Source organism: Eubacteriaceae bacterium ES3, assembly GCA_030586155.1.
Lineage (GTDB): Bacteria > Bacillota > Clostridia > Eubacteriales > Eubacteriaceae > Acetobacterium.
In genome coordinates, this window is the sequence record CP130741.1 from 1,959,019 (window position 1) to 1,983,300 (window position 24,282).

The 24,282-nt window shown below is 38.7% G+C and carries 17 protein-coding genes; all 17 read right to left on the reverse strand.

All coding sequences use genetic code 11. The features are described 5' to 3' along the window. Positions 1-37: 37 nt before the first annotated feature. Positions 38-1,159, reverse strand: a complete 1,122-nt coding sequence (locus Q5O24_08905) for an aldo/keto reductase (GenBank protein ID WKY46504.1) — start codon at positions 1,157-1,159, stop codon at positions 38-40. A 136-nt stretch (positions 1,160-1,295) separates the two neighbouring features. Continuing rightward, positions 1,296-1,673 carry a MerR family transcriptional regulator gene (locus Q5O24_08910; protein ID WKY46505.1) on the reverse strand — a complete coding sequence of 126 codons (378 nt, stop codon included), beginning with the start codon at positions 1,671-1,673 and terminating at the stop codon, positions 1,296-1,298. Positions 1,674-1,696: 23 nt separating this feature from the next. Further along, a complete protein-coding gene (locus Q5O24_08915; GenBank protein ID WKY46506.1) occupies positions 1,697-2,821 on the reverse strand; it encodes an aldo/keto reductase in 1,125 nt (374 codons plus the stop codon). 134 nt (positions 2,822-2,955) lie between these two features. Beyond that, the gene (locus Q5O24_08920) at positions 2,956-4,326 is read right to left on the reverse strand and encodes a phosphatidylserine decarboxylase (protein ID WKY46507.1); all 1,371 of its coding nucleotides are present in this window, start codon (positions 4,324-4,326) and stop codon (positions 2,956-2,958) included. A 201-nt stretch (positions 4,327-4,527) separates the two neighbouring features. Further along, on the reverse strand, positions 4,528-5,040 hold the full coding sequence (locus Q5O24_08925) for a GNAT family N-acetyltransferase (GenBank protein ID WKY46508.1): 513 nt from the start codon (positions 5,038-5,040) through the stop codon (positions 4,528-4,530). Between the two features lie 69 nt (positions 5,041-5,109). Then, positions 5,110-7,647, reverse strand: a complete 2,538-nt coding sequence (locus Q5O24_08930) for a diguanylate cyclase (GenBank protein WKY46509.1) — start codon at positions 7,645-7,647, stop codon at positions 5,110-5,112. Next, on the reverse strand, positions 7,647-9,290 hold the full coding sequence (locus Q5O24_08935; protein ID WKY46510.1) for a GH3 auxin-responsive promoter family protein: 1,644 nt from the start codon (positions 9,288-9,290) through the stop codon (positions 7,647-7,649). Before Q5O24_08935 ends, Q5O24_08930 begins: the two co-directional genes overlap by 1 nt. 2 nt (positions 9,291-9,292) lie before the next feature. Further along, the gene (locus Q5O24_08940) at positions 9,293-9,862 is read right to left on the reverse strand and encodes a hypothetical protein (protein ID WKY46511.1); all 570 of its coding nucleotides are present in this window, start codon (positions 9,860-9,862) and stop codon (positions 9,293-9,295) included. Positions 9,863-10,132: 270 nt separating this feature from the next. After that, positions 10,133-11,068: a methyl-accepting chemotaxis protein gene (locus tag Q5O24_08945; protein WKY46512.1), complete on the reverse strand. Its 936-nt coding sequence runs from the start codon at positions 11,066-11,068 to the stop codon at positions 10,133-10,135. Positions 11,069-11,080: 12 nt separating this feature from the next. Further along, positions 11,081-12,181, reverse strand: coding sequence for an FIST N-terminal domain-containing protein (locus Q5O24_08950; protein ID WKY46513.1), 1,101 nt, complete (start codon positions 12,179-12,181; stop codon positions 11,081-11,083). A 147-nt stretch (positions 12,182-12,328) separates the two neighbouring features. Further along, a complete protein-coding gene (locus Q5O24_08955) occupies positions 12,329-14,959 on the reverse strand; it encodes a calcium-translocating P-type ATPase, PMCA-type (protein ID WKY49236.1) in 2,631 nt (876 codons plus the stop codon). Positions 14,960-15,656: 697 nt separating this feature from the next. Further along, complete coding sequence (locus tag Q5O24_08960) at positions 15,657-18,305, reverse strand: valine--tRNA ligase (GenBank protein WKY46514.1); 2,649 nt, start codon at positions 18,303-18,305, stop codon at positions 15,657-15,659. A gap of 2 nt (positions 18,306-18,307) precedes the next feature. Further along, positions 18,308-19,447, reverse strand: a complete 1,140-nt coding sequence (locus Q5O24_08965; protein ID WKY46515.1) for a glycosyltransferase — start codon at positions 19,445-19,447, stop codon at positions 18,308-18,310. An 8-nt stretch (positions 19,448-19,455) separates the two neighbouring features. Continuing rightward, a complete protein-coding gene (locus Q5O24_08970) occupies positions 19,456-19,611 on the reverse strand; it encodes a stress-responsive transcriptional regulator PspC (protein WKY46516.1) in 156 nt (51 codons plus the stop codon). A 1-nt stretch (position 19,612) separates the two neighbouring features. Next, positions 19,613-20,449: a glutamate 5-kinase gene (gene proB, locus Q5O24_08975; GenBank protein ID WKY46517.1), complete on the reverse strand. Its 837-nt coding sequence runs from the start codon at positions 20,447-20,449 to the stop codon at positions 19,613-19,615. 73 nt (positions 20,450-20,522) lie between these two features. Next, positions 20,523-23,480, reverse strand: a complete 2,958-nt coding sequence (locus tag Q5O24_08980) for a vitamin B12-dependent ribonucleotide reductase (GenBank protein WKY46518.1) — start codon at positions 23,478-23,480, stop codon at positions 20,523-20,525. A 155-nt stretch (positions 23,481-23,635) separates the two neighbouring features. Then, on the reverse strand, positions 23,636-24,274 hold the full coding sequence (gene plsY, locus Q5O24_08985; GenBank protein WKY46519.1) for a glycerol-3-phosphate 1-O-acyltransferase PlsY: 639 nt from the start codon (positions 24,272-24,274) through the stop codon (positions 23,636-23,638). Positions 24,275-24,282 lie beyond the last annotated feature (8 nt).

A 24,282-nucleotide genomic window follows, 5' to 3' on the forward strand; every position in this document is an offset into this window, starting at 1 on the left:
ATTAGACATAAATTAATTAAAGATTATCAAACTGCAGTTATTTTGTCAGCGTTTCGCTGACTTTTTTTAATTCGTCTATAATCGCTATATGCTGCGGACAGACTTTTTCACATTCGCCACAGGCAACACACTCAGCTGCCGGCTTTCTTCCATGTCCGCCAACAAGCCAACCGGCCTGATGGATAGCCCGGTCCTTGCTTCCATATAAAGTTAGAGAATTCATAGCTGTGAATGAGCCAGAAATACCGATATCCTTAGGACAGACTTTTGCACAATAGTCGCAGGAGGTACAGGGAATTAAAGGAATCTTACTCATCACTTCCTGTGCTTTACTTAAAGTCTGTTTTTCTTCTTCCGATAAACCGCTAAAGCCATTAAAGGTCTTAAGATTTTCATCCATTTGCTCCAGGTTGCTCATCCCAGAAAGGACTGTAATAATCCCTTCCAGATCCGCTGCAAAACGAAGCGCCCAGGACGAAGGCGAAGCATTGGGATCAGCGGCCCTGAAAATCTCTGTCACCTGGTCCGGTGGAGTAGCCAGCATACCGCCTTTAACCGGTTCCATAATAATGACCGGTTTATTGTATTTCCGGGCCATCTCATAACACGCTCGCGACTGAATAGCGGGACTCTCCCAATCCGCATAATTAATCTGAAGTTGAACAAACTCCATTTCCGGATGAGCTTTTAAGATCGGCTCCAATTCATCAACTGTTGAGTGAAAAGAAAAACCGACGTGTTTAATCAGACCTTCTTTTTTCTTTTCCTGAACAAATTCCCACATATTAAAATCGTCAAAAGGTTGGGTCCGGCCTTCTCCCAGATTGTGAAGCAGGTAATAGTCAAAATAACCGGCTCCAGACTGTTTAAGAGATGTCTCAAACTGGTCAATTGCATCCTCCCTGGACTTGCATTTAATCCATGCCGCATTTTTTGTTGCTAACTGAAACGATTCTCTTGGATATCGCTCTACCAAAGCTTGTCTGATGGCGTCTTCACTTCCCTGATAAGCCCAGGCCGTATCAAAGTAAGTATACCCTGCCTCCATAAAACGATCGACCATTGCTTTAACCTGTTCAATGTCAATCACTTTATCTTTTTTAGGTAACCGCATCAATCCAAAGCCCAGTTTTTTAATTTCTTCTCCCAGATATGACATTTTTCCTTCTTTCCCTGACACTATCTATTTCTGTGTCAGAATGATTAATATTTTTTCTGGTTCATATTAGCGTTAGTTTGTTTCCCAATTGATTATACTTAGATAAAAATCGATTATTCCATACTTTTTCAATCTTTCAATTATCCCATTTAAGAATCCCAGTTTCTTCTGCTTCTTCATAAACGCGAATCTTATAGTTAAGTCGATCCAGTGTTTTTTGCATGTCAGCCATTTTATCCTCTATTTTTTTACGTTCTTCGGTTAAAAGCTCTTTTCTGGCAATAATGGTTTCATCGCCCTGCTGGGTTAAAGCAGAATATTCAATCAAAGCTTCAATCGGAATCCCTGCAGAACGCATGCAAATAACCAGTTCAATCCAGGAACAGGATTGTTCATCATAGTCACGATTGCCATTTTTCGCCCTGGGAACCGGCGGGATCAGACCGACTCGCTCATAATATCTTAAAGTATCCTGGCTAATATTATATCTTTTACTGACTTCAGAAATTGTCATCGTATCACCTGCTTTATAATCTTCTAAGACACTTCAAAAGTTTTAGCCACTTCTTTCAGTTCTTTAATAATCTCAATATGCTGAGGACAGGAATCTTCACACTTTCCGCATTCAATGCAGTCAGAAGCCTTTCCATGCTCCTTAATCAGATTATTGTAATAAACCTTTTGCGTTGAAAACACCTGGGGGATAGACTGTTTTTCGGCGTTATAAAGGGCAAAATAGTCAGGTATCGCTATATCTTCTGGGCATCCATCAACACAATATTGACAGGCCGTACAAGGCACCGCAATTGCTTCATTAATAATCTCGACTGTTTTAGAAACCAGCTCTTTTTCTTTATCATTTAAAGGTTTAAAATCACGCATGTATTCCGTATTATCAAGAAGCTGATCATAATCTGACATTCCGCTCAAAACTACCATTACCTGTTCAAGGCTGGCGGCATAACGAATGGCCCAGGAAGGAATAGACATCTCCGGATTTGATGCTTTTAAAAGGGCAACTGCGTTTTCAGGAATATTAGCTAGGGTTCCACCTTTAACCGGCTCCATAACAATTACTTTTTTACCGTGTTTTACCGCCACTTCATAACATTTTCGGGATTGAATGCTTTTGTTGTCCCAATCCAGATAGTTGATCTGCAGCTGAACAAAATCTACTTCCGGGTGTGCAGTCAGAATTTCATCAAGGAGCTGAGCACAATCATGATAGGAAAAACCAATTTCTCTAATCTGACCAGCAGCTTTTTTATCACTGATAAATTTAAAAGCATCGGTGTCCTTTGCAATTTTATAGTGAGAGACATTTAGATTATGCAGCATATAATAATCAAAGTATTCAACACCACATTTTTCCAACTGTTCGTTAAAAATTCTTGGTAAGTCTTCTTTTGTTTTAAGAAACATGGTTGGTAGCTTCGTAGCAACCGTAAATGAGTCGCGAGGGTGTCGTTTGACCAGCGCTTCTCTTAAGGCAATTTCACTGGTAAAGTTATGGTACATATAGGCTGTATCAAAATATGTGAAACCTCTTTGCAGAAAAGTATCAACCATTTTTTCAAGTTGATTCATATCGATACTTTTAGAATCCTCTGCATTTAAAAGCGGCAGACGCATAAATCCAAAGCCGAGTTTTTTTTGATCCATTTTTGCTCCTTTTTTCTATTTAGTTAAATAATCTCTAATAAAGACACTTGTTTCAATTGGGCGCTAAATTTTATTCTCTCATATAATACTTTAACACTTGGAGCCGGCTCTAAGTCAAGTGTTTTAATCTTTATTTAAGCCTTTTTACGGTTTCTGACAGCAACGCCCATAATAAGTGCAGTAAAGGCTAAAACCGGAACAATGATTTCCCAGATTGGTTCAGATTCCTGATAAACCGTTGGAACTCCTGTCAGTTTACCATAAGCCTCACCCATAAGAAGATGGGCATAAGTATCGCTGTCAGATTCTTTGACTGCTGTCATTTCAAAACCGGCATCCTTTTGGAAAATCATGACGTAATCTGATCCGCCAAACAAAAAATATCCCAGCATATCACCCTTTTCGACAACTGTTCCTGATTGAATGTTATCTTCAAAAAGTACCGATGACACCTGTGACATACCGACCGGCAACAAAGCGACCAGACCATATTCATTAGTTTCCATAATAACACAACCCCGGGTCTCTACAGCCTGCCATCCATACTCCTCAGCATTGAGCATATATCGACTAGCTTCTTCATCCCAATAGGTTATGCCGCCAACAGCATCATCCTGATAGATCGTTCGAACTTCCAGAATTGTGCCACTGACCGGGAAATGAAAGCGGTGGTAATCCTGAACATTTAAAAAGGTATGGGTTAATATCCCGCCGGCAAATGCATCTGCATAATCACTTCCTTCTCCTAAAAGTGATTCGATGGAATCAAAAGTCATCGATTTAATTTTTACGCCATCACCAACCACTCGGGAATCTTCGTCAATATTCCATACTCCCTGGGGAACAGAATCTGCTGGGGAAACAACAATTGAATCGTCATCCGACGAATCAATCGGACGTTCATCTGGTGATTTCAGATAACGGCTGAAAAAATCGTTAAAACTGTGCCAGTTAGATGGATCTTCATACCAGCCATTTTGCAGCCCAAAATCCGGATTATCATAAGCTGTCTGATAATAGCTTTCATTCCATGAATCAGAGGTACTTAGATATTCACCCCACTCTTTAGTGAACTTGATCATCCAGGATCGATAGGGTTCATAATACTGAAGAGAGTTGTTGTAGAACCCCATCCCTTCCAAAGCATCCAGAGGCTGGTCTGTCAGAAAATAAAAATAATCCAGACTTTGATCAATCTGATCATAAAGCCCCGGATATGAGTCCCCAACTCCTGGTAGTATGGTCCAAGGCATGGCTTTTGATGCCCAGTCAATATAATCATAAAATTCGTCCAGTGACTGAACCGGGTTTGAATCTTTGTCTGGATTAGCCACTTTTGCCAGGTTAATAGATTCAACCAGCAATTCTTCAAGTTCCGGGTTATGTTCTACCATCAGAATCAATTCTTCAGTAATTTGTTCATGCGTTGCTGTTTCAGCCAAAACAAGCGAAAAACTAGCCAGCCATAAACAGATTGTCATAAAAGCAAGGACTTTCTTTTTCATATTTTCACCCCTTAAAAAATAGCAGTTTGAGTAGATTTATAATCGGACTAATAATAAACTGCGTATAACTTTCCCTAATTTCTTACCCTGTGATTACAAAAATATAACAAAAAAGAGCTTATTAAGCTCTTAAATCCATCCAGTCAGGCCTTATCCTTTTTGGCTCTTTAGTCACATATTCCTTCAAACACCTTATATTAGTCAGCAATCCCTAATTAAAGCGTAAAGACACATATCTTCAAACTGCCCATTTTTATAGGCATACTTTCTCATAATTCCTTCCAGGTTAAAACCAGCCTTTTCAAGAACCCTGCGGGAAGCAGCATTTCTGGAAAATGGCTCTGCAAAAATTCGAACAATATCAGATTCTAAAAATATCTTATCGCAGATTTGCTCAACAGCCTTAGTACAGACACCCTTTCCCCAAAAGGGTTCACCGATAAAGTAACCCATTTCACCGGAACGAAAATGAATATTTTCCTGTCTAAAAATGCCAATATTTCCTACAATCCCATCATTTTCATCAACTATCGCATAAACATATGACTTGCCAAGCTCCGTATCCTCGACCATCTCTATATAGTTTCTGGCATCCTCAAGGGTATAGGGAAAAGGCAAACCATCTCGCAAATTGTCATGAATCCTTTTGTTATTGATCACCTGCATCAGGCCGTAGGCATCATCCATTTTCCATTTCCGCAAATGTGTTTTCAATTATTCCTCTCCTTTTTACAAAAGCATGTTCAGTTCTTTTCAGATCTCCAATCACATGAAAGAGATATATCAAGAAACATTTTCGACTGCATTCTTAACAATAATTGTTTGATCTTTAATTGATTTAACAAATAGATATGCTAGTTCTGGATCAAATTGCCTTCCTGACTCTTCCTGGATAATTTTCAATGCACTACTAACTGAGTATGCTTTTTTATAGGACCGCTCTGAGATCATCGCATCAAATGAATCGACAATACATAATATCCTAGCCATTAGAGGAATATCCTGTTTTGCTATCTTTCGAGGATAACCTAAGCCATCATACCGCTCATGATGTCCCATAACGGCTGGAATAACGTAATCAAGTGAAGGTAAATGCCTGATAATTTCGATGGAACTTTCTACATGGCCTTTCATTATTTCATATTCTTCTTCCGTTAACGCACCGGGCTTATTTAGAATTTGTTCCGGAATGCCAATTTTCCCAATATCATGGAGCAACGCCGCTTCTTTAATTATTTCTGCACTTTCTTCACTCATTCCAAATGCATATGCCAATTCGACAGCATAATAGGCTACATTATTTGAATGATTAAAGGTGTAATGATCTTTTGTATCGATGGCAGCTGTAAGTGCATAGATTGTTGCTTCATACTCAGAATAAACATTTTCTCTTATATCAGTTCTACTGGTTGCTTTACCTCGAAAAGCAATAGAATCGCGTTCTGAATAAATCATGATTGCATTCTTTCCGTGCCGTTTAATATGATAAATTGCTCTTTCTACATTATCAATTAATTCTTTGACACTACTGGCTGCGAAAGGAATACCGCTGATACCAACACTAACTGTTAATGTTTTTAAACGTATTCTTATTTCCTTTTCATTCATTTCTAAAATCTGCAACTGGATATTTTCAGCCAGATTTTTTGCTCCCAGTAAATCATATTGTGGCAATATTGCAGCAAATTCTTTTCCATTATAACGTGCTGCATAACCGTTTTCACCAACTGATGCTCTAATTATATCAGCAATTCTCTGAAGTGCAACATCCCCTTCCTTGTTTCCATATAACTGGTTGTATAACTTAAAATCATCTATATTGAACATTACCAAAGCAAGAGACTGGTCTTTTTTATTTTCAAATACTTCCTTTAGTGTTTCATAAAAATATTTGCGGTTTAAAAGACCTGTTAATTCGTCAGTTTGAGCTTCACGACATGCTTTTTCATAAAGCCTTGAATTGCTTACCGCAATAGAAGCAATTGAATTGATGGACGCTAAAAAATTAATCTCATTATAAGAGTATGATTTTCGACCTACACGATCAGCCAGCAAAATCATTCCTACTAGTTCAGGTCCATCTGTTAAAGCAACTAAACATTCTATCCCAAGATCATCAAGTTCTTTTTTCTCTGTCTCCCACAACGATTTATAATCTATTGAGTGTTTAAACTCCTTTATCAGTAAATATCCTTCATCCTTTTGAAGCCGTTTAACAAGCGGATTATCATTACGAATACTCCAATCTCTTCTGTCTAGAGGACTTGTACTGTGAACAATCTCAAATTGGACATTATTTTCATTAAGAATGCAAATATATACTTTTTTAACTTTGATCGCATCCAGCAAAACATCCTGAACTTCTGTGAGAATCTCTTTAATTTCTAATGTCTTTGATATTTTCGAACTAAATTTTTTCAAACTTTCAGCATAAAAAAGTTCATCTTTTGTAAAGACTTTGTCAAGAAATCGTTTCATTGCGTAATATATACCTGATGTACTGGCAGCAAATAAAACTGCAATGATTAGAACACTATGGTCTCGATAAGCAGAAAAATTATTATCGATAAATGTTTGAAACAGTCCCACTAAGTTTGAAAAAAGTAAGAGCGACAGAGCTGCTGACAGCCCATAACAGGTTCCTCTTGAAACCAGTAAAGTCAAATTAAACAAATTCTGTTTATACAAAGCATAAAAGAGAAAAAAAGAAAATAACACTCCTGACAATATATCTGTCGGAAATCCCTTAAAAATAGGAATAAATAATGCCATATGTCCAATAACAATCGTTAAAACCCCTAAAATTATTGGTCTGAACTGTTTACCCGCAATTGGCTTTTTTTTACTGAACCGAAAGATTAAAAATAAGGCATGAAATGTGATCAACCCACAAATTAGAAAGAGAAAAACCACAGTCCATGAAACATCATAAATAAATGCAGTCCTACCTATTTCTGTAATAACAACTGTTGGTGGTGGTAAAAAAAAGTCTGTTATAATATTGATAAGATTAATTATTCCTATACTAATTAAATAAAATCGCGAAAAGAAATAGTCTTTTACTCCAATGAATTCGGTGATAAAGCGAAAAAATGAAAATGGCATCAGACATAATCCTAATACAGATAAATGATACCAAAGCTCAAAAGAAGGCCACAATTCCAGTCTCATACAAAGAGAACCACCGGTCCATAAGATCATTGCCATTAAAAACAATAAGAAAGAATTGATCAATTTGCTCTTTTTCGCAGCCATAAAAGCCATAAACAAAAAGCTGTAACAACATAAAGCAATGATTGGTATAAATACGTAATTATCCATCATGCCCTCCCGAAATTCACCTGAATAACCTGGCCATAATTTTCGGTATCCAGAAGCTCTCTGATTTGATGTGTAAAAGGATTGATCCGTCTAATTTCAGAACTATTTCTTTTCTTATATCGTTCAAAGGTCCCGCATTTTAAAATTGTAATTTCCAATGGGTCTATTCCCAAAATTTTTTTTAAATCCTTATAGTCTTGATCTACGTATTTGAAATATACTGTTAAATGTTCTTTTAAGATTTCCCGACTGATTGCATGATTAACTAAAGACTGCGCTTTCATTTCAACATATAGATGCAGAAATGGCCGTGAATTTTGATTATATTCTTTTGCGGCAACCCAATCCTTAATGTCAATCCCAGATAAATCAATGGCGGTCCCAATTGAATGCTCAGTAATCCTAGTAAATCCGGCAATGTCAATTATTTCTGGAACTCTATCTATATATTTGAAACGGGGAATATTTGTCTGGTCATTTGCATTTTTTAACCCGACACAGCGGTATACATCACCGACACGATATCGCATAAAAGCACCGCCTTTAAACACAGATACAACTAATTCGTACTTTTCTCCTTCTTCAACTTCATTCATTAAGACAGTCTTAGGTTGATATTTAGGGTTGTTGTAACTAAGATTCATTTCCCTTTCAGAAATAAATTCATAAAAACAGGCATCTGGGAAAAAGTACATACCATCTCTAGTCCAGGTTTCTGTACCAATACAAGTTGGTTCTGTTCCAGCAAATATTTCCATTGGGCGAACACCCCATAAATCTTCCAGATCATCTTTATAACATTCATTATCAGTACCGGCAACCATAAAACCTTTTAATTTAAAAAGATCCTTTGGTTTAATTTCTCTATTTTCATTCTTGCAACGGATTTTAGCTATTAAATATCTACCTATCATGGAAAATGAATAATTTTTAAAGATGTCTCGATTTTCTGTTTTCCCAGCTTGTACACGATTCATCTTCGATAAACTTAAACTTACAAAATAAGTAACGCTCCCTAATCCAAAAAAATAATCAATATTTTTTTTAAGTCCAAGTTTAAAACCTTTTTTATTTCGTTCACTGAATGTCATTTTTTCCGCTTCTTTGACAGGTGGTAAGAATTCGATTCCAATTTCTTCATTAAAAACCAGAGGAAGTAACCCCGTTGCATAAGGTAGAGGTGCGAGTCCGTAAAGAATAGTATCATTAGCAGTAACGTCGAAGTGACCTTTTTCAAAACTTGTCGAAAGCATTAGACATGCCATAGTATTATTTCGATATGTATCCATCATCCCTTTTGTATACGGTGCTATTTTAAGAGGTTGTTTGCCCCCCTCCCAAGTTGTCTGGATCCATAATAATGGTTGTTCTGGTAGCATTTCGTCTTTTTTTTGCAACAGTATACCGGCATAGTCACTATATGTTGTCAGCGGTAATAAATGTCTGAAATTTTCGATTGAAGTTGGATTTTTTCCTTTAAGAATCTGTTTTCCCAGCTCAGATCGGCCCCAGAGACTAATCTGTTCTTCCATCAATCTATTTTGGATCTCCATATAACCATTTAGATCTAAATCTAGAAATCCACAATACTCATTCCAGATCTCATCTCTACGCTGTTTTTTTAACTTCTCCTCAAATTTCATATTTACTCCATCTCCGAATGCCAGGATTTACAACAGACCCTGAAACTATTTTTGTTTGGAATAAGAAAAGGAGTGTTCCTTTGATAGTCCTTATAATCCTCAAATAAATTTGTAAACGTCCATGAATCTTGAAAAATCACATAAATCAAATTACATATATTAAATATCAAACCCATCCAAAAAAGTTGCAGAGAATCAAATGCCAGCCAAATAAAGAAGTAAAATCCAGCAAAAAACAATACTCCAGGATGTCTGCAAAGCGCGTAAATTCCAGTTTGACAAATTTTATTAGGTCCATCAACATACGTTTCTTTAAAAGGTAAAGCAAAGAAAAGTGTGTAAATCAATAACCCTAACATAACAATTGAAATAATTCCAAAAGCAATCATTCTAGAGGCAATAAATCCATTTTTTATTAACTCAGAACAAATCGCCCAACTCGTCGAAAAAACAAGCATTATAATACCGATGAAAAAAAATTGTTTAAATAGTTTTCGTTTTAAGATAATACTATTAATATCATATAATACAAAGAATAAAAATGCAGTTACACCAAGACTAATCATTATCATTATATTCCTCCAGGAAAATATGAATAAAGTTCGTAATTTCTATCATTAAAATGCATTTTACAAAAGTTGGTACAAATATAATGATACTATCATTTTAAATATTTTGCAAACCTTTTATAGCTGACAAAATAGCTGTTTAGGAGGCTTTTTTAGTGCGGGAAGATTATTAATTTGGTAAACATAACTAGAAAAGTTCACACCAAAGCCTCTGAAACAAGCGTTTGAGTGGGAACTTTTTTTAACTATTTTTTATCTTTGAAAATGACTATTTTACACTTCATCAAGCATATTCTCCATCTGCTGCAAAAAGTCTATAACACTGCAAATAATACTGGATTTTTTACTCATTTTTATATTAAGTGTGTCTATTTTTTCACCAAAAGAATCTACTACCTGAGAAATCGCCCCAAATCCTTCAGCAGCGCCATTAATCCGATTGCTGGTACTTTCAATCCCGTCAATGATCTGATGACTGAAATTTTTGATGTCAGCAGTACACCCTTCCACTTCACTTGTGTTTTGTTTTACATCTTCTACTTTCTTTAGGCTAGCCCTACTGATTGATTTTGAATTGATGATCTCCTTTTTAACATCTTCAATACTTTTAAGCATTGCCATTAAATTGTCGTCTATCCCCTCCACCAGATCTTTGGTGGACTTAGACAGCCTTCCCATTTCTTCGGCGACAACCGCAAAAGCCATTCCAGCACTTCCGGCCCGTTCAGATTCAATTGAAGCGTTAAACGCCAGTAGTTTTGATTGCATCGCAATGCTGTTAATACCATTGGATAGATTTCTGATATTTGAAAAATCAGCTTCCAGCCGATTGAAAACATTTGTTATATTATCGAGCTGATCATTTGTTGTATGAATATTTTCAGCCAGTTCATCAACATTAGATTCAGTGTGATCAATCACTTCCATCGAATGATCAATAATCTCATTTATCTGATTGGCATAAGACCCAAAATTTTTAAAATCGTCATTGATTTTTCCAGTCATATCTCCGATATTTGAAATTTGAGAATATGTATCGGCAACATCTTCAAGGTAATCGGATACCTCGATCTCCTCCTGCATCAACTGATCGATTTTTTCTTCAATATGTTGAACGCCGAACTGCAGACTTGAACAGGTTTTATTTAAATTCTCAGCCCTCAGATCGCCTTCACTGTTGTTATCTCTTTGTAAGAATTCCTTGTTCATTAATTTCATCTCCTACTCAAATACTGCCAAAATCATGGTCTGATTAAAATGCTGCTCTCTCAGCTGCTCCCCATATCCCGAGAATCCTACATAATTGCCAACGGTATTCCCTACTATTTTAGCAAATTCATTGAGAAACCCTTCTGACTCAAATAACATTGAACGAGCCAGACAGTTGACCATCAAGGTCAATGAGGGTTTTGGGCAATCATTTTTAACCTGTTCAAGGGTTTTTCTAATTACTGCCCGATAATCGTCTGGTTCTAAAAGCACAATCTGTGAATTATTATAGATTCTTGCGTGATATTCCATCGCTCTTCCATCGACTACCTGATTATTGGCAACTATAAACATCTCATTTCCAATAATTCTTCCTAAAGGATATTTATCCAGTAGCCCTGGCATTTCTCTAACACTGACTCCCAAGGCATCGGCCATCACATTTGCAGCCGGCTTCTGATTATATTCTCTCACGACTCGACTTCTTACATCAACCGAGGTGGATTTAAAGGAATGCTTTGTCGGCTTATAGATATTTTCCCGATAAAATCTTATTTTTCCACCCTGATTTTCTATCATTACAAATACAGAAGCATCCTGATAAGTTATCCCGTTTAAGGCTATCATTGTTTCTTCAGCATTACCATGATCACCAGATGATCCGCCGAATACCGGAATTTTCTTTTTTACCAAAACTGCGTTCAGAGTTGATAACACCAGTTCTTCACAGCGAATCAAAGCACTGGAAAATTCCAGACAAAAGGTATTTTCTGGCCGGTTAAAGTCTCTGGATGCCGCTTCAACTCGGCTAAAATTTTTTAGCGGATATTTATCAGCATTCTCAAGTATACCGGCCTTACAGCGAATACCATCTTCAAAACCAATTATCATCAATGTTTCCTTATAAGCACCGTCTTTGCAAAATGCGGCAAAAGTGGTTGCGCCCATGGTAATCGCTTCCGGAAACTGCTCACTAATGCGTTTGGTATACTCAGGGAAATCCTCAACCCCCGAGAAATAGAGTACAAGCTTAGGATGACGTAGTTCTCTGCAAGCTTCACTGAGTGCAAGCTCCGGTTGAGAATTGTTGCTAAAACCTATTCGATAATTCATATAATGTTCCTTTCGCCTTGATTCTGTTCCATTTAAGTATTTTTATTAGTATACTATAAAGATCAAGTGAAAAAAACCGTAATATTGTAAAGTTTTTGGTTTAAATAAATACAAAAGCAGGTGATTGCTCACCTGCTGTATAAATCATTATTGGAAAAATTTCCTGCGAATCATGCCACCGAACAGTTTTGTCAGCTCTACTATTACAATCGGCATAAGTGATGCAATAACAACGATCAGCCATTGTGTTGCATTTAAACTGACAACATCAAAAATCGGCTGAGCTGCCGGTATCAGGATTACTGCTAACTGCAGCACCAGTGATATCCCAATTGCCCCCCATAAATATGGATTTGAAAACAAATCCGGTCCAAAAATTGATTTTTTTTCTGAACGAACATTGATCACATGTGCCAACTGCGAAAGCCCAAGTACTGCAAAGCACATAGTTCTGGCAACATCAATTCCATATGATAAAAGATCCATCTCAAAGACAAACAGCGAAATAACTGCCAGTATCACACCCTGATAAATGATGCGTCCACCCAGTCCATGAGAAAAAATACTTTCTGTTAACCTTCTTGGTTTTTCATTCATAATTTTAGATTCTTTTTTCTCTACCCCCAGGGCTAAGGCCGGAAGGCTATCGGTAATCAAGTTAATCCATAAAATATGAACCGGTAAAAGCGGCTGCATCCAGCCCACCAATGAAGCAGTAAACAGAATCAGAATTTCTGCAATGTTGCAGGACAATAGAAAATGAATTGCCTTTCGGATATTGGCATAGATCCCTCTACCTTCCTCGACTGCGGTAACAATGGTTGAAAAGTTATCATCTGTCAAAATCATTTCAGCTGCTTCTTTTGAGACATCCGTCCCAGTGATTCCCATTGCACATCCAATATTGGCTTTTTTAAGAGCAGGCGCATCATTAACACCATCTCCTGTCATCGCCACTACTTCACCTTTTCGCTGCCAGGCATCTACTATTCGAACCTTGTGTTCAGGGGCTACACGGGCATAAACAGCAATATTTTCGATTTTCTGATCAAGTTCTTCATCGCTCATCTTCGATAATTCAATACCGGTAAAGGCCAGGCTCTTTTTCTCAAAAATCCCCAATTCTTTTGCTATAGCAACCGCTGTATTCTTATGATCACCGGTTATCATTACTGTTCTGATGCCGGCTTTTTTACACTTTTTAATCGAATCCTTAACTTCCTCACGAGGCGGGTCAATCATCCCGGTCAGGCCGCAAAATATCAGATTGTCTTCAAGATTTTCGGTGTTTACTTCGGGCATTTCATCAAATTTCTTATAGCCATAGGCAATAACCCGATAAGCCTGATCAGATAAATGATTATTCTCAGCCTGAAGTTTTTCATTAACCGCTTCATTACATTCAATTATTGTTTCACCAGAAAAGATATGGGAACTTCGATTTAAAATAATATCCGGCGCGCCCTTGGTAAAACTGTAATAGGCGTCACCGATCTGGTGAACAGTGGTCATTAATTTTCGGTCGGAATCAAAGGGTAGTTCACCTACTCTTTGATGTTTTTCTTCCTGGCTGGATTTCTGGTAATTATAACGATTAGCCAGAGCGATCATCGCGACTTCCGTGGGATCTCCAATTTCCTGAGTGCCAGTCTTACTTTCTACAATATTTGAGTCATTACACAATAAACCAATTTCAACAACCAGCTTCTGTGCCGGACTCAAGGAATCCTTAGTCAGATTATTGACATCAGTAATCTGGTCATCAGCAAATATTTTTTCAATGGTCATCTTGTTCTGGGTTAGTGTTCCTGTTTTATCAGAACATATAACTGAAGCACAACCCAAAGTTTCCACTGCTGGCAGTTTTCTGATAATAGCATGTTTGGAAACCAGTCGCTGCACTCCTATCGCCAAAACGACTGTTACAATCGCTGGTAATCCTTCTGGGATTGCAGCAACCGCCAGGCTGATTGCAGTCATAAATAACAGGAGTGGATCTCCACCTCTAACCATACCAATGCCGAAGACCAATGCACAGGCAATAAGTGCTCCGATTGCCAGCGTTTTTCCCAGCTCTTCCAGTTTTTTCTGAAGCGGTGTCTGCAGTGATTTCGTTCCCTGAATCATCCCGGCAATTTTTCCTATTTCAGTTTTCATTCCAGTTGCCGTAACAATAAAACGACCACGCCCATAATTAACCAGGCTACTGGAATAAACTGAGTTTACCCGATCTCCCAAGGGTGTATCAGGATCCGAAATATCGATCAGTTCCTTTTCGACAGGAACTGATTCTCCAGTCAGTGATGACTCAGTAATTTTTAATGAGGCTGCATCAATTAAGCGACCATCTGCAGGAACTATATCACCGGCATCAAGAAAAACAATATCACCTGGAACCAGGTCTTCCGATTTAACGACCTTTTGTTCGCCATTACGAAAAACTTTAGCTTCCGGAATCGTCATCTGCTTTAATGCTTCCATAGAGCTTTCGGCTTTTTTCTCCTGGATAGCACCAATCAGAGCATTAACAATCACAATTATTATAATCAGGATTGCATCGCTTAATTCACCTACAAATCCAGAAACAATTGCTGCAACCAGCAAAACAATGATCAGGAAATCTTTAAACTGGGACAAAAACATCTCAATAAATGTTCGACGTTTTCCTTCATTCAGTTTGTTGACACCAAACTCTTGCTGCCGTTTTTTAACGTCATCAGAATCCAGACCTTTTGTCTGATCCACCTCATAAACTTTTTCTAATTCCTCACTGGCAATTAGAAAACTTTCCTCTTTGTTCAAATGCACCCTCCTCTTTCATCCGGCTTACGCCGGTTTACCACCAAATGAATTGAATAAACTATTACAATAAGTCATAGACGCGTTTGTGAAAAATGTTGCCAGGCATTCGTCAGTGCTAATGCGCCGACTCATCGCGGGCTTCGCCGTATGCTTTAAGCCGGGTACTCGTCGGTGCTGACACACCGACTCATCACGGGCTTCGCCGTTTGTCTTAAGCCGGGCACGAGTTGGTGCTGACGCACCAACTCGTCGCGGGCTTCGCCGTTTGTCTTAAGCCGGGCACGAGTTGGTGCTGACGCACCAACTCGTCGCGGGCTTCGCCGTTTGTCTTAAGCCGGGCACGAGTTGGTGCTGACGCACCAACTCGTCGCGGGCTTCGCCCGCCGCAGGTGTGTGTTTTAATTCCGTCTTGAAAGCGAGCTTTCATCCTGAATTAAAACACACACCTGCGCCCGGCTTCATTTTTCGCGCAAAAAAACCTTTACCCCCACAGAGATGGTTACTGTGGAAATAAAGGTCTGACTCCAAGATTACTTGTTATTTAGCCGGGGTAATTGGTTATTACCCGTATTGACGACTAAACAAATCCTTTCGGTGAGCTACTCCCCTTTAGGTTTATTCTTTATGTGAATTATATTAACATATTTTATAGATTTAAAAAAGTCATTTTTGATTAAACTTTAAAATAATTAAGTCGTTCCTGAACTTTTTCCATTGTTTCTTCATACTGTCGTTTCTTTTCACGTTCAGCTTCTACTACTTTTTCCGGAGCTTTATCTGTAAAGCCTTTATTTGAGAGTTTCTGGTTGACACGGTCAATCTCTTTTTGAAGTTTAGACGCTTCTGCTTCCAGTCGGGCTATTTCTTTTTCTTTATCAACCAGTTCATCAAGATCAATAAAGATCTCCAGATCATTAACAACAGCTGACACATAATTTTCTTTAACATCTGATTTTTCGATGGCTTTAATATCAGAAACTGAAGCCAGTTTCATTAAATAATCCAAAGAATTTTCCATCAGTTTTGTCGTTTCATCTCGATCTGAAATAAACAAAAGCTGTGATTTTTTGGAATTAGGTACATCCATCTCTGCCCGGATATTTCTGATACTTCTGATTACATCCATTAAGAAGATAACTTCCTTTTCGTCCTCAGGATAGCTTTTTTCAGCTTTTTCATGTGGCCATTGAGCAATAATAATATCGCCTTGAGTACCTGGTAAATAGCTGTTTATTTCTTCCGTAATAAATGGTGTGAAAGGATGTAACAAACGTAAGATCCCATCAAGTACTTCATGCAGCGTAACCTGAGCCGCTGTCTTAGATGGTGAATCCTCACTGTATAATCTTGGTTTTACCAGTTCAATATACCAATCACAGTATTCGTTCCACGCAAAATCGTAGATTTTTGAGGCCGCAATCCCCAGCTCATATTTTTCCATATTATGGTTAACTTCAGAAATAAGATTATTAAGTCTGCTGATAATCCATCGATCGGTATTTTCAAGATTATCTTCTGCCACCGATTTTTGATCCATGATATTCTCATCCAGATTCATCAGCACAAAGCGGGCTGCATTCCAGATTTTATTTAAGAAGTTACGGCTGGACTCCATTTTGTCATCCTGCCATCTGATATCATTACCGGCTGAATTTCCGGTAATAATTGTAAAACGTAAGGCATCAGCGCTATAATCAGCAATCAGTTCAAGTGGATCAATTCCGTTACCCAAAGACTTACTCATCTTACGTCCCTGAGAATCCCGTACCAATCCATGGATATAAACATCCTTGAAAGGCGTTTCTTTCATCTCAAAGAGTCCCATAAAGATCATTCGGGCAACCCAGAAGAAAATAATGTCGTAGCCGGTCACTAGAACTGATGTCGGATAATGTTTTTTCAGGTCTTCAGTATTCTCAGGCCATCCTAATGTCGAAAACGGCCACAAACCTGATGAAAACCAGGTATCTAAAACATCTTCATCCTGATTGAAAGTGTCATTGCCACAATGCGGGCATTTAGTCGGTGCTTCTTTAGCGACAACCATTTCGCCACATTTTGTACAGTAATAAGCTGGAATCCGGTGTCCCCACCATAATTGTCTTGAAATACACCAATCGCGAATATTCTCCAGCCAATTGTAATATATTTTACTAAACCGATCCGGTACAAATTCTGTATCACGATTTCGAACAGCTTCAAGCGCCGGTAATGCCAGATCTTCCATTTTAACAAACCACTGTTCCGAGGTCATTGTTTCAACAGTTGTCGAACATCTGTAACACTCGCCAACATTATGCTCATGGTCCTCAATACGTTCCAGCAGTCCTAATTCTTCCAGATCTTTTACAACCGCTTTACGGCACTCATAACGATCCATACCAGCATATTTTCCAGCCAGTTCGTTCATGGTTCCATCGTCGTTCATAACCCGAATCTGCTCCAGATTGTGACGAAGACCAACTTCATAATCGTTGGGATCATGGGCAGGAGTCATTTTAACCACACCAGTACCAAATTCCATATCTACATAAGCATCGGCTACAATAGGAATCTCCTTATCAAGAAGCGGTAAAATTATTGTTTTACCAACTAAATGAGCATAACGTTCATCTTCGGGATTAACTGCAACCCCAGAGTCACCAAGCATTGTTTCCGGTCGAGTGGTTGCAACCACCAGATAGCCTTCGCCTTCTGCTAATGGATACCGAATATGCCAGAGATTTCCCTGTCTGGTTTCATACTCTACTTCTGCTTCCGAGAGTGCGGTTTTACAATCCGGACACCAGTTGATAATTCTGCGGCCTTTATAAATCAGCCCTTTTTCATAGAGGTTTACAAAAGCTTCATTAACTGCTTTTGAGCATCCTTCATCCATGGTAAACCGTTCGCGGCTCCAGTCGCAAGACGCTCCCAGCTCTTTTAGCTGATTGGTTATTCTACTTTTATAAGTCAGAGCCCAATCCCAGGCGCGTTCAAGAAAAGCCTCACGACCAATATCCATTTTTGTTTTGCCTTCATCCTCACGAAGCTTGTCTACAACCTTTACCTCTGTAGCGATACTGGCATGATCGGTACCAGGAAGCCATAGTGCTGCATAACCGTCCATTCGCTTATAACGGGTTAAAACGTCCTGTAATGTTCCGTCAAAAGCATGGCCCATATGAAGCTGTCCGGTAATATTGGGAGGCGGCATTACGATAGTGAAAGGTTTTCCCTCTGGATGTACTTCCGGTTTAAAGTATCCCTTCTCCTGCCATTTCTGATATGTTTTTTTTTCAACCTCTTTCGGGCTGTACGTTTTTGACATTTCTTTTTTCATTTTTACTCACCTGCTGATTTCCTGTTTTTGTTGCTGATGAGGCTTTCACATAATTCCACGGTTTTTTCCATTGAGCGATTTAAAGCCTCTTCAGACATATTTTCTGACATATTTTTGATGATATATTTGTTCTCAAACAGGAAATTGACCGTATCAGTCAAATCCTTTATTTTATCTACTTTTATTGCCATTCCACCGTCGACCAGATAATCAGCATTTTCCTCTTCCTGACCGGGATAATAATAAGGAATGATCATTGGAATATTTTTTACAATTGCTTCGGTTGTTGTCAGTCCACCGGGTTTTGAAATAATTGCATCTGACTCATCCATCAGTTCTGATACATTTTCTACAAAGCCAAATATTTCGACAGCTTTTCCATCCGAATTTCTGGCTTTATTTAAAATCTGCATTTCTTTTTCAATCCGTCTGTTATTACCACAAACCGCTATAATTTTAATATTTTCCTTGACTTTAAGCAGGGCTAGAAATGCTTTTTCCATCTGTCTGCTGCCCAAACTTCCAGCCATTAAAAGAACCGTACCAGCCAGAGCAGATTCTGACTTCTTTGGTTCCAGATGATTATTAGTTAAAAAAGCCTGGCGCACCGGGATTCCATAAGCATAGATAATATCCGGACTGACCCCTTTTTCAATCATTGTGTTTTTGGTATACTCACTGCCTACCACATAGGCATCAATCATTCTCTGTATATATAGGGTATGAATCTTATAATCAGTAACCACTGACAGAACCGGTATATCAAAAGCACCATGCTCTTTAATGGTCCCTAACACATTTGTAACAAAAGGATGGGTAGAAATTATAAGATCAGGATTGCCTTTTTGAACCATTGGTACAATGTCAGGGTTCATAATTCGGGTCAGAACATGGAACATTCCCTGCTGAAACCGGTTCATATGATTAAACTGATTATACATCTGTTCATATAATTTCGGAGCTGTTGCTACCATTTGCTGGTATCCTTTTGAAATCAACCGATCCAGAGTCACACTGGTCTCTTTAAAGGCATCAAATATTTCTGTCTCCAATCCTGCATTATCCAGGGATTCTTTCAAAGAATGGGCTGCCAGGTTATGGCCGGCCCCAGTCGAAGCTGAAAATATATAAATCTTCGCCATAAGTCAGCCTAGTTATCAAATTCTCTGGAGAACCGATAATTAACACGTACCAGTTTTCCACCGACTTCTTTTTCCTGTCTCTTTTCCACAAAATAAAAACCGCCAAAGACCATCAACATGGCTGCTGCCACAACCGAGGATCCCATTAGTATTCTTTTTAACATCTCAAACCTCCACTTGTTCTTCTGAATTTCTGGCTGGATTAGTGTCACTCAAAAAAATCGTTCCAATTTCCTGACCTTCAAGAATCTCATATAGCACATCACAGTGCGCTCCAGAAGCGATAATAACATCTATGCCACAATCTGTAGCATACTGGGCTGCTCCCAGTTTAGTTATCATTCCACCAGTACCAAGACCGGAAGAACTTGCACCCGCCAATTTCATCAGATCCTGATCAACCTGATAAACCGTGCGAATCAGTTTTGCATCCTGATTTTTGACAGGATTATCATCGTATAGTCCATCGACATCTGAAAGAATAATCAGTAAATCAGCACCAACAATATCAGCCGTCATCGCTGAAAGTATATCATTATCACCAAAACATTCTTCCTGAATTTCATCAGTTGCCACACAGTCATTCTCATTAACAATAGGGATAATACCATTTTCAATCAGGGCATTAAATGTATTTGTTACGTTGCTTCTTTTAATCGAATGTTTGAAAACATCCTTAGTCAAAAGGATTTGACCTACTGTCTGATTAAACTCATCAAACAGCTTCTGATACACCCGCATCAGAAGCCCCTGACCAACCGAAGCCGCCGCCTGTTTGTCTCTCAGGATTTTTGGTCGCTCCTTTAGTCCCATCCGGTTCATCCCGGCACCAATCGCGCCCGATGAAACAAGTACCATTCTTTTACCGCTGTTTTCGAGATCGGTTAAAACTCTGGCCAGACGTTCCATCTTTCTCAAATCAAGGGTGCCATTTTCATGGGTGACTGAGGTTGTTCCCATTTTAACAACAATTCGTTTTGCTTCTTTAACTTTACTTCGCATTTATTTCTCCTGATTGATTATCCTAGTCTTTTATTATATCAAAGAAACATCAAATCCTCAAAATCTTTTTTGATCAGCTGCAACCCGTTGTCGTACCGCAATCCAGACATACCTTGCAAGTACCGTTGCGCATTAAACGATCACTTCCACAATGGCTGCAAACCTCGCCATACAGCATCTCACCCTGAATATCCTGCTGATAATGGGTAGTATTTTGTTCTTTTTCTTTTATATCACTGCTTACACTGTCAATCCCGTTAATTTCATTCATAACAGTAAAGCTTTTTGGTTTTACCTGACAATTAGAAAAGTCACCGTGTTCAATATCAATAACCTTACTGATCAGATCAGAAATTGATGAAGCAAATTTAATGTATGGATGACGGGAAACAAATCCTGACGGCTCATATTTCTGTCCGCGCAGCATTTTTGAAATCTGATCAGGCGGAATATGGTATTGCAGCATATTAGAAATTGATTTCGACAAGGAAGCCAGTAAACCCTTGACTACAGTCCCCTCTTTGTCAGTCGATACGAAAATCTCGGCAATTCCACCATCTTCATAAAAACCAATTGTTATATACAGTTCAATATCGCCAATCTTAGCCGCATGAGTTCGACTTAAACGCATTCCATCAGGTCTGATTCGGGTCGGCTGTTTACTACAGTCTTCTTTTGCAATTTCCAGCAGTTCCTGATACGTATATTCTTCCAACTGTCGTTCGTGATCTTCTGCCATTCCTGAACTCAAAGGCTGTGAAGCCTTACAACCATCACGATAAACCGCTATCGCTTTGGTTCCCGTTGCATAGGCTAATAAGTGAATGTTGGCTACCTCTTCCACTGTAGCTTCATGTGGCAGGTTAACTGTTTTCGAAACTGACCCGCTGATCATCGGCGTAATGGCCGAAACCATTAAAACATGGCCCATCGGAGAAATTGTATTGGCTGTATCAAATACATTTCTGTGTTCTTTTTTAAGATGCGGTGCTCCAGCTATTCCATCATGAACAAAGTAGCCTTCTTCATCCTTTTGAAGCATATAAGAAAGAATATCGCTTATTTCATTTTCCTGATATCCCAGATTTGCCAGGGCTGTTTCAATGACAGGATTAACAATTTCCATCGAACCGCCGCCAATGAGCTTTTTGAACACAACATGATTATAAAATGGTTCTACTGAAGTTGCCCCGCAGTCCATGGCAAAAGAAATCGTTCCAGTAGGTGCAATAACTGAAACCTGGGCATTTCGATAACCGTATTTATCTCCCATTTCTTCAGCTGATTTCCATGATTTAATCAGTTCTTTACTAATTTTTTCAAATCCCATTTCTGTCAGCTGATTGTGATTGATAACCATGGGATCGTAATTTAACTCCTCATAAACATCAGTCCTTGCACCTGCTACACGACTATGGTTTCTGATTACCCGCATCATATATGGTTCGTTAATGGAAAACATCGGGAAAGCACCCACTTTTTCTGCCATCAATGCCGACACAGTATAGGAAACTCCAGTCATCAAACCTGTCAAGGAAGCAATTAAATTACGGCTTTCAGTTGAATCATAGGGATATCCCAAAGCCAATACAAGAGATGCCGCATTGGCAATACCCAAACCCGTTGTTCTAAACAGGTAGCTCTTTCGTGCCACAGATGGTGTCGGAAACTGTCCCCAGAAAATTGAAGCTTCTAGTGCGCACTGAATCAGGGCGGTTAAATGAATAAATGAACCTTCATCAAAGCTTTTGGTAGTTTCATCGTAAAATCTGAAGATATTTATTGATGCCAGATTACATGCGGTATCATCTAGAAAAGCATATTCAGAACAAGGGTTGGTCGCATTGATCCGATTTATTTTTTCGTTTATGTTGCCATTTTCACCACCTGGACATGTATGCCAGGCGTTAAAACGGTCATCAAACTGAAGACCAGGATCAGCACATTCCCATGATGCGCTGTTGATGCTGTCCCATAGAGTTTTAACCGACAATTCCCGATCAACACTTTCATCAACCCGACCTTTAAGCGTAAACATCTGATCCGGATCCTGTGATAAGTTAAGAACAGATTGCATAAAGTCTTCATTTAAACGAACTGAGTTATTACTGTTTTGACCGCTGACAGTTTGATAGGCTTCACCATCCATCGATAAGTCATAACCCATTTTTCCCAGATCTCGAACTTTACGTTCTTCTTTGACCTTCCAATTAATAAATGTATCAATTTCTGGATGATCAATATCAACAATTACCATTTTAGCGGCTCTTCTGGTCGTTCCACCGGATTTTATCGCTCCAGCATTACGGTCAAGACCGAGAAGAAAACTCATCATCCCTGATGACTGTCCGCCACTGGTCAGCCCTTCGTTGACACCACGAAGACTTGAAAAATTCGTCCCAACACCAGATCCACCCTTGAAAAGTTTTGTTTCGCTAACATAGTGCTCAGAGATAGAGTGTTCTCCTAAAAGTCTGTCTTGAATAGACAAAATAAAACAGGCACTTGCCTGGGTTCTGGTGTAGCGATCATCACTTTCTTCTACTGTCTGTGTTTCTTCGTTATAATAATATAAATCATCTTTTGAACCTTTAATCCCGTAGCTTCTTTGAAGTCCGGTATTAAACCACTGTGGAGAATTTGGCGCCCACATCTGCATCAGAAAAGCATAAACCAGCTCATCATAATAGATTTGCCACTGCTCATCTGTCTCGATTAACCCCTCTTCTTTTAAAGCATCTGCCCAAAAACCAACCAGGCGATCAGCTACTTCGCGCATACTATGCTCATAGCCATAAGCATTCGGAACGCCCTTACGTCTAAAATATTTTGTCGCAATAATATTGCAGGCATTCTGCGAATAATGAACAGGAAATTCCAGATCCTTCATGTCATAGATCAATTCCCCTGTCTGATAATTTTTTAAGACAACATCTACTGTCTGCCACTGAAACAGGTCATAGACTGTTTTATTCGAATCTGCCAGCTCGCTGGTAAATACCCGTTTTAAAATTTGATTTAGTTCTTTCAATGATTATTATCCTCTCCGATCAAATACATGATCTTGTTGTTGCTTGTCTATTATACACATATATATAGTGCATTTCAAGATTTAAATTTGCTATTTTAAGGCTATAATTTCATCTCGTAAAGAAAGACTCAAATTAATGAGTCTTTCTTTACAATCTATTTTTTTCTTTGTCTTGAGCTTCTTTTTTTCTTTATTGGTGCCTTTTGACCCAATTTACTTTCTTTTCCCTGAATTATGCGCCCAATATTTTTTCGATGCTGAAAAACACTGAAAAAACACAGAACAAAAGCAAATAAAATCTCATGAATCGGCCGTCCCATCAGGATGGTTATGATCGGTAAAACCGATAACCCAACAATTGAGGTCAGCGAAACCATTCGCCATAATACCAAAACAATCAGACCGATTGCAATTGCAATCAGGGCAACCTGCCAGTCGTAAATCAGAAAAACGCCGATTGAGGTTGCAGTTCCTTTTCCCCCTCGAAACTGCAGGAAGAGAGGCCAATTATGACCAGCAACGACGGCAATCCCCCCTAATACGATAAACCAGTCATAGAGACCAATTGCATTTCCGATTATGATGATCAGACTTCCTTTTAAGGCGTCCAGCAAAAATACTGGCAGAGCATAATTCTTCCCCATCACCCGCAGTACGTTCGTAGTTCCGGCATTACCGCTTCCATAATCCCTGACGTCTTCGTTTTTAAATACTTTTACCAATATATAGGCAAAATTGAGATTACCGATCAGGTAAGCACCAATCACATATAATATACCAAATATAAACAACATGACCTTTA

Coding starts and splice junctions, on each gene's coding strand:
- Q5O24_08905 (WKY46504.1), bottom strand. CDS start 1,159: ATGTCATATCTGGGAGAAGAAATTAAAAAACTGGGCTTTGGATTGATG.
- Q5O24_08910 (WKY46505.1), bottom strand. CDS start 1,673: ATGACAATTTCTGAAGTCAGTAAAAGATATAATATTAGCCAGGATACT.
- Q5O24_08915 (WKY46506.1), bottom strand. CDS start 2,821: ATGGATCAAAAAAAACTCGGCTTTGGATTTATGCGTCTGCCGCTTTTA.
- Q5O24_08920 (WKY46507.1), bottom strand. CDS start 4,326: ATGAAAAAGAAAGTCCTTGCTTTTATGACAATCTGTTTATGGCTGGCT.
- Q5O24_08930 (WKY46509.1), bottom strand. CDS start 7,647: ATGGATAATTACGTATTTATACCAATCATTGCTTTATGTTGTTACAGC.
- Q5O24_08935 (WKY46510.1), bottom strand. CDS start 9,290: ATGAAATTTGAGGAGAAGTTAAAAAAACAGCGTAGAGATGAGATCTGG.
- Q5O24_08940 (WKY46511.1), bottom strand. CDS start 9,862: ATGATAATGATTAGTCTTGGTGTAACTGCATTTTTATTCTTTGTATTA.
- Q5O24_08945 (WKY46512.1), bottom strand. CDS start 11,068: ATGAACAAGGAATTCTTACAAAGAGATAACAACAGTGAAGGCGATCTG.
- Q5O24_08950 (WKY46513.1), bottom strand. CDS start 12,181: ATGAATTATCGAATAGGTTTTAGCAACAATTCTCAACCGGAGCTTGCA.
- Q5O24_08960 (WKY46514.1), bottom strand. CDS start 18,305: ATGAAAAAAGAAATGTCAAAAACGTACAGCCCGAAAGAGGTTGAAAAA.
- Q5O24_08965 (WKY46515.1), bottom strand. CDS start 19,447: ATGGCGAAGATTTATATATTTTCAGCTTCGACTGGGGCCGGCCATAAC.
- Q5O24_08970 (WKY46516.1), bottom strand. CDS start 19,611: ATGTTAAAAAGAATACTAATGGGATCCTCGGTTGTGGCAGCAGCCATG.
- proB (WKY46517.1), bottom strand. CDS start 20,449: ATGCGAAGTAAAGTTAAAGAAGCAAAACGAATTGTTGTTAAAATGGGA.
- plsY (WKY46519.1), bottom strand. CDS start 24,274: ATGTTGTTTATATTTGGTATATTATATGTGATTGGTGCTTACCTGATC.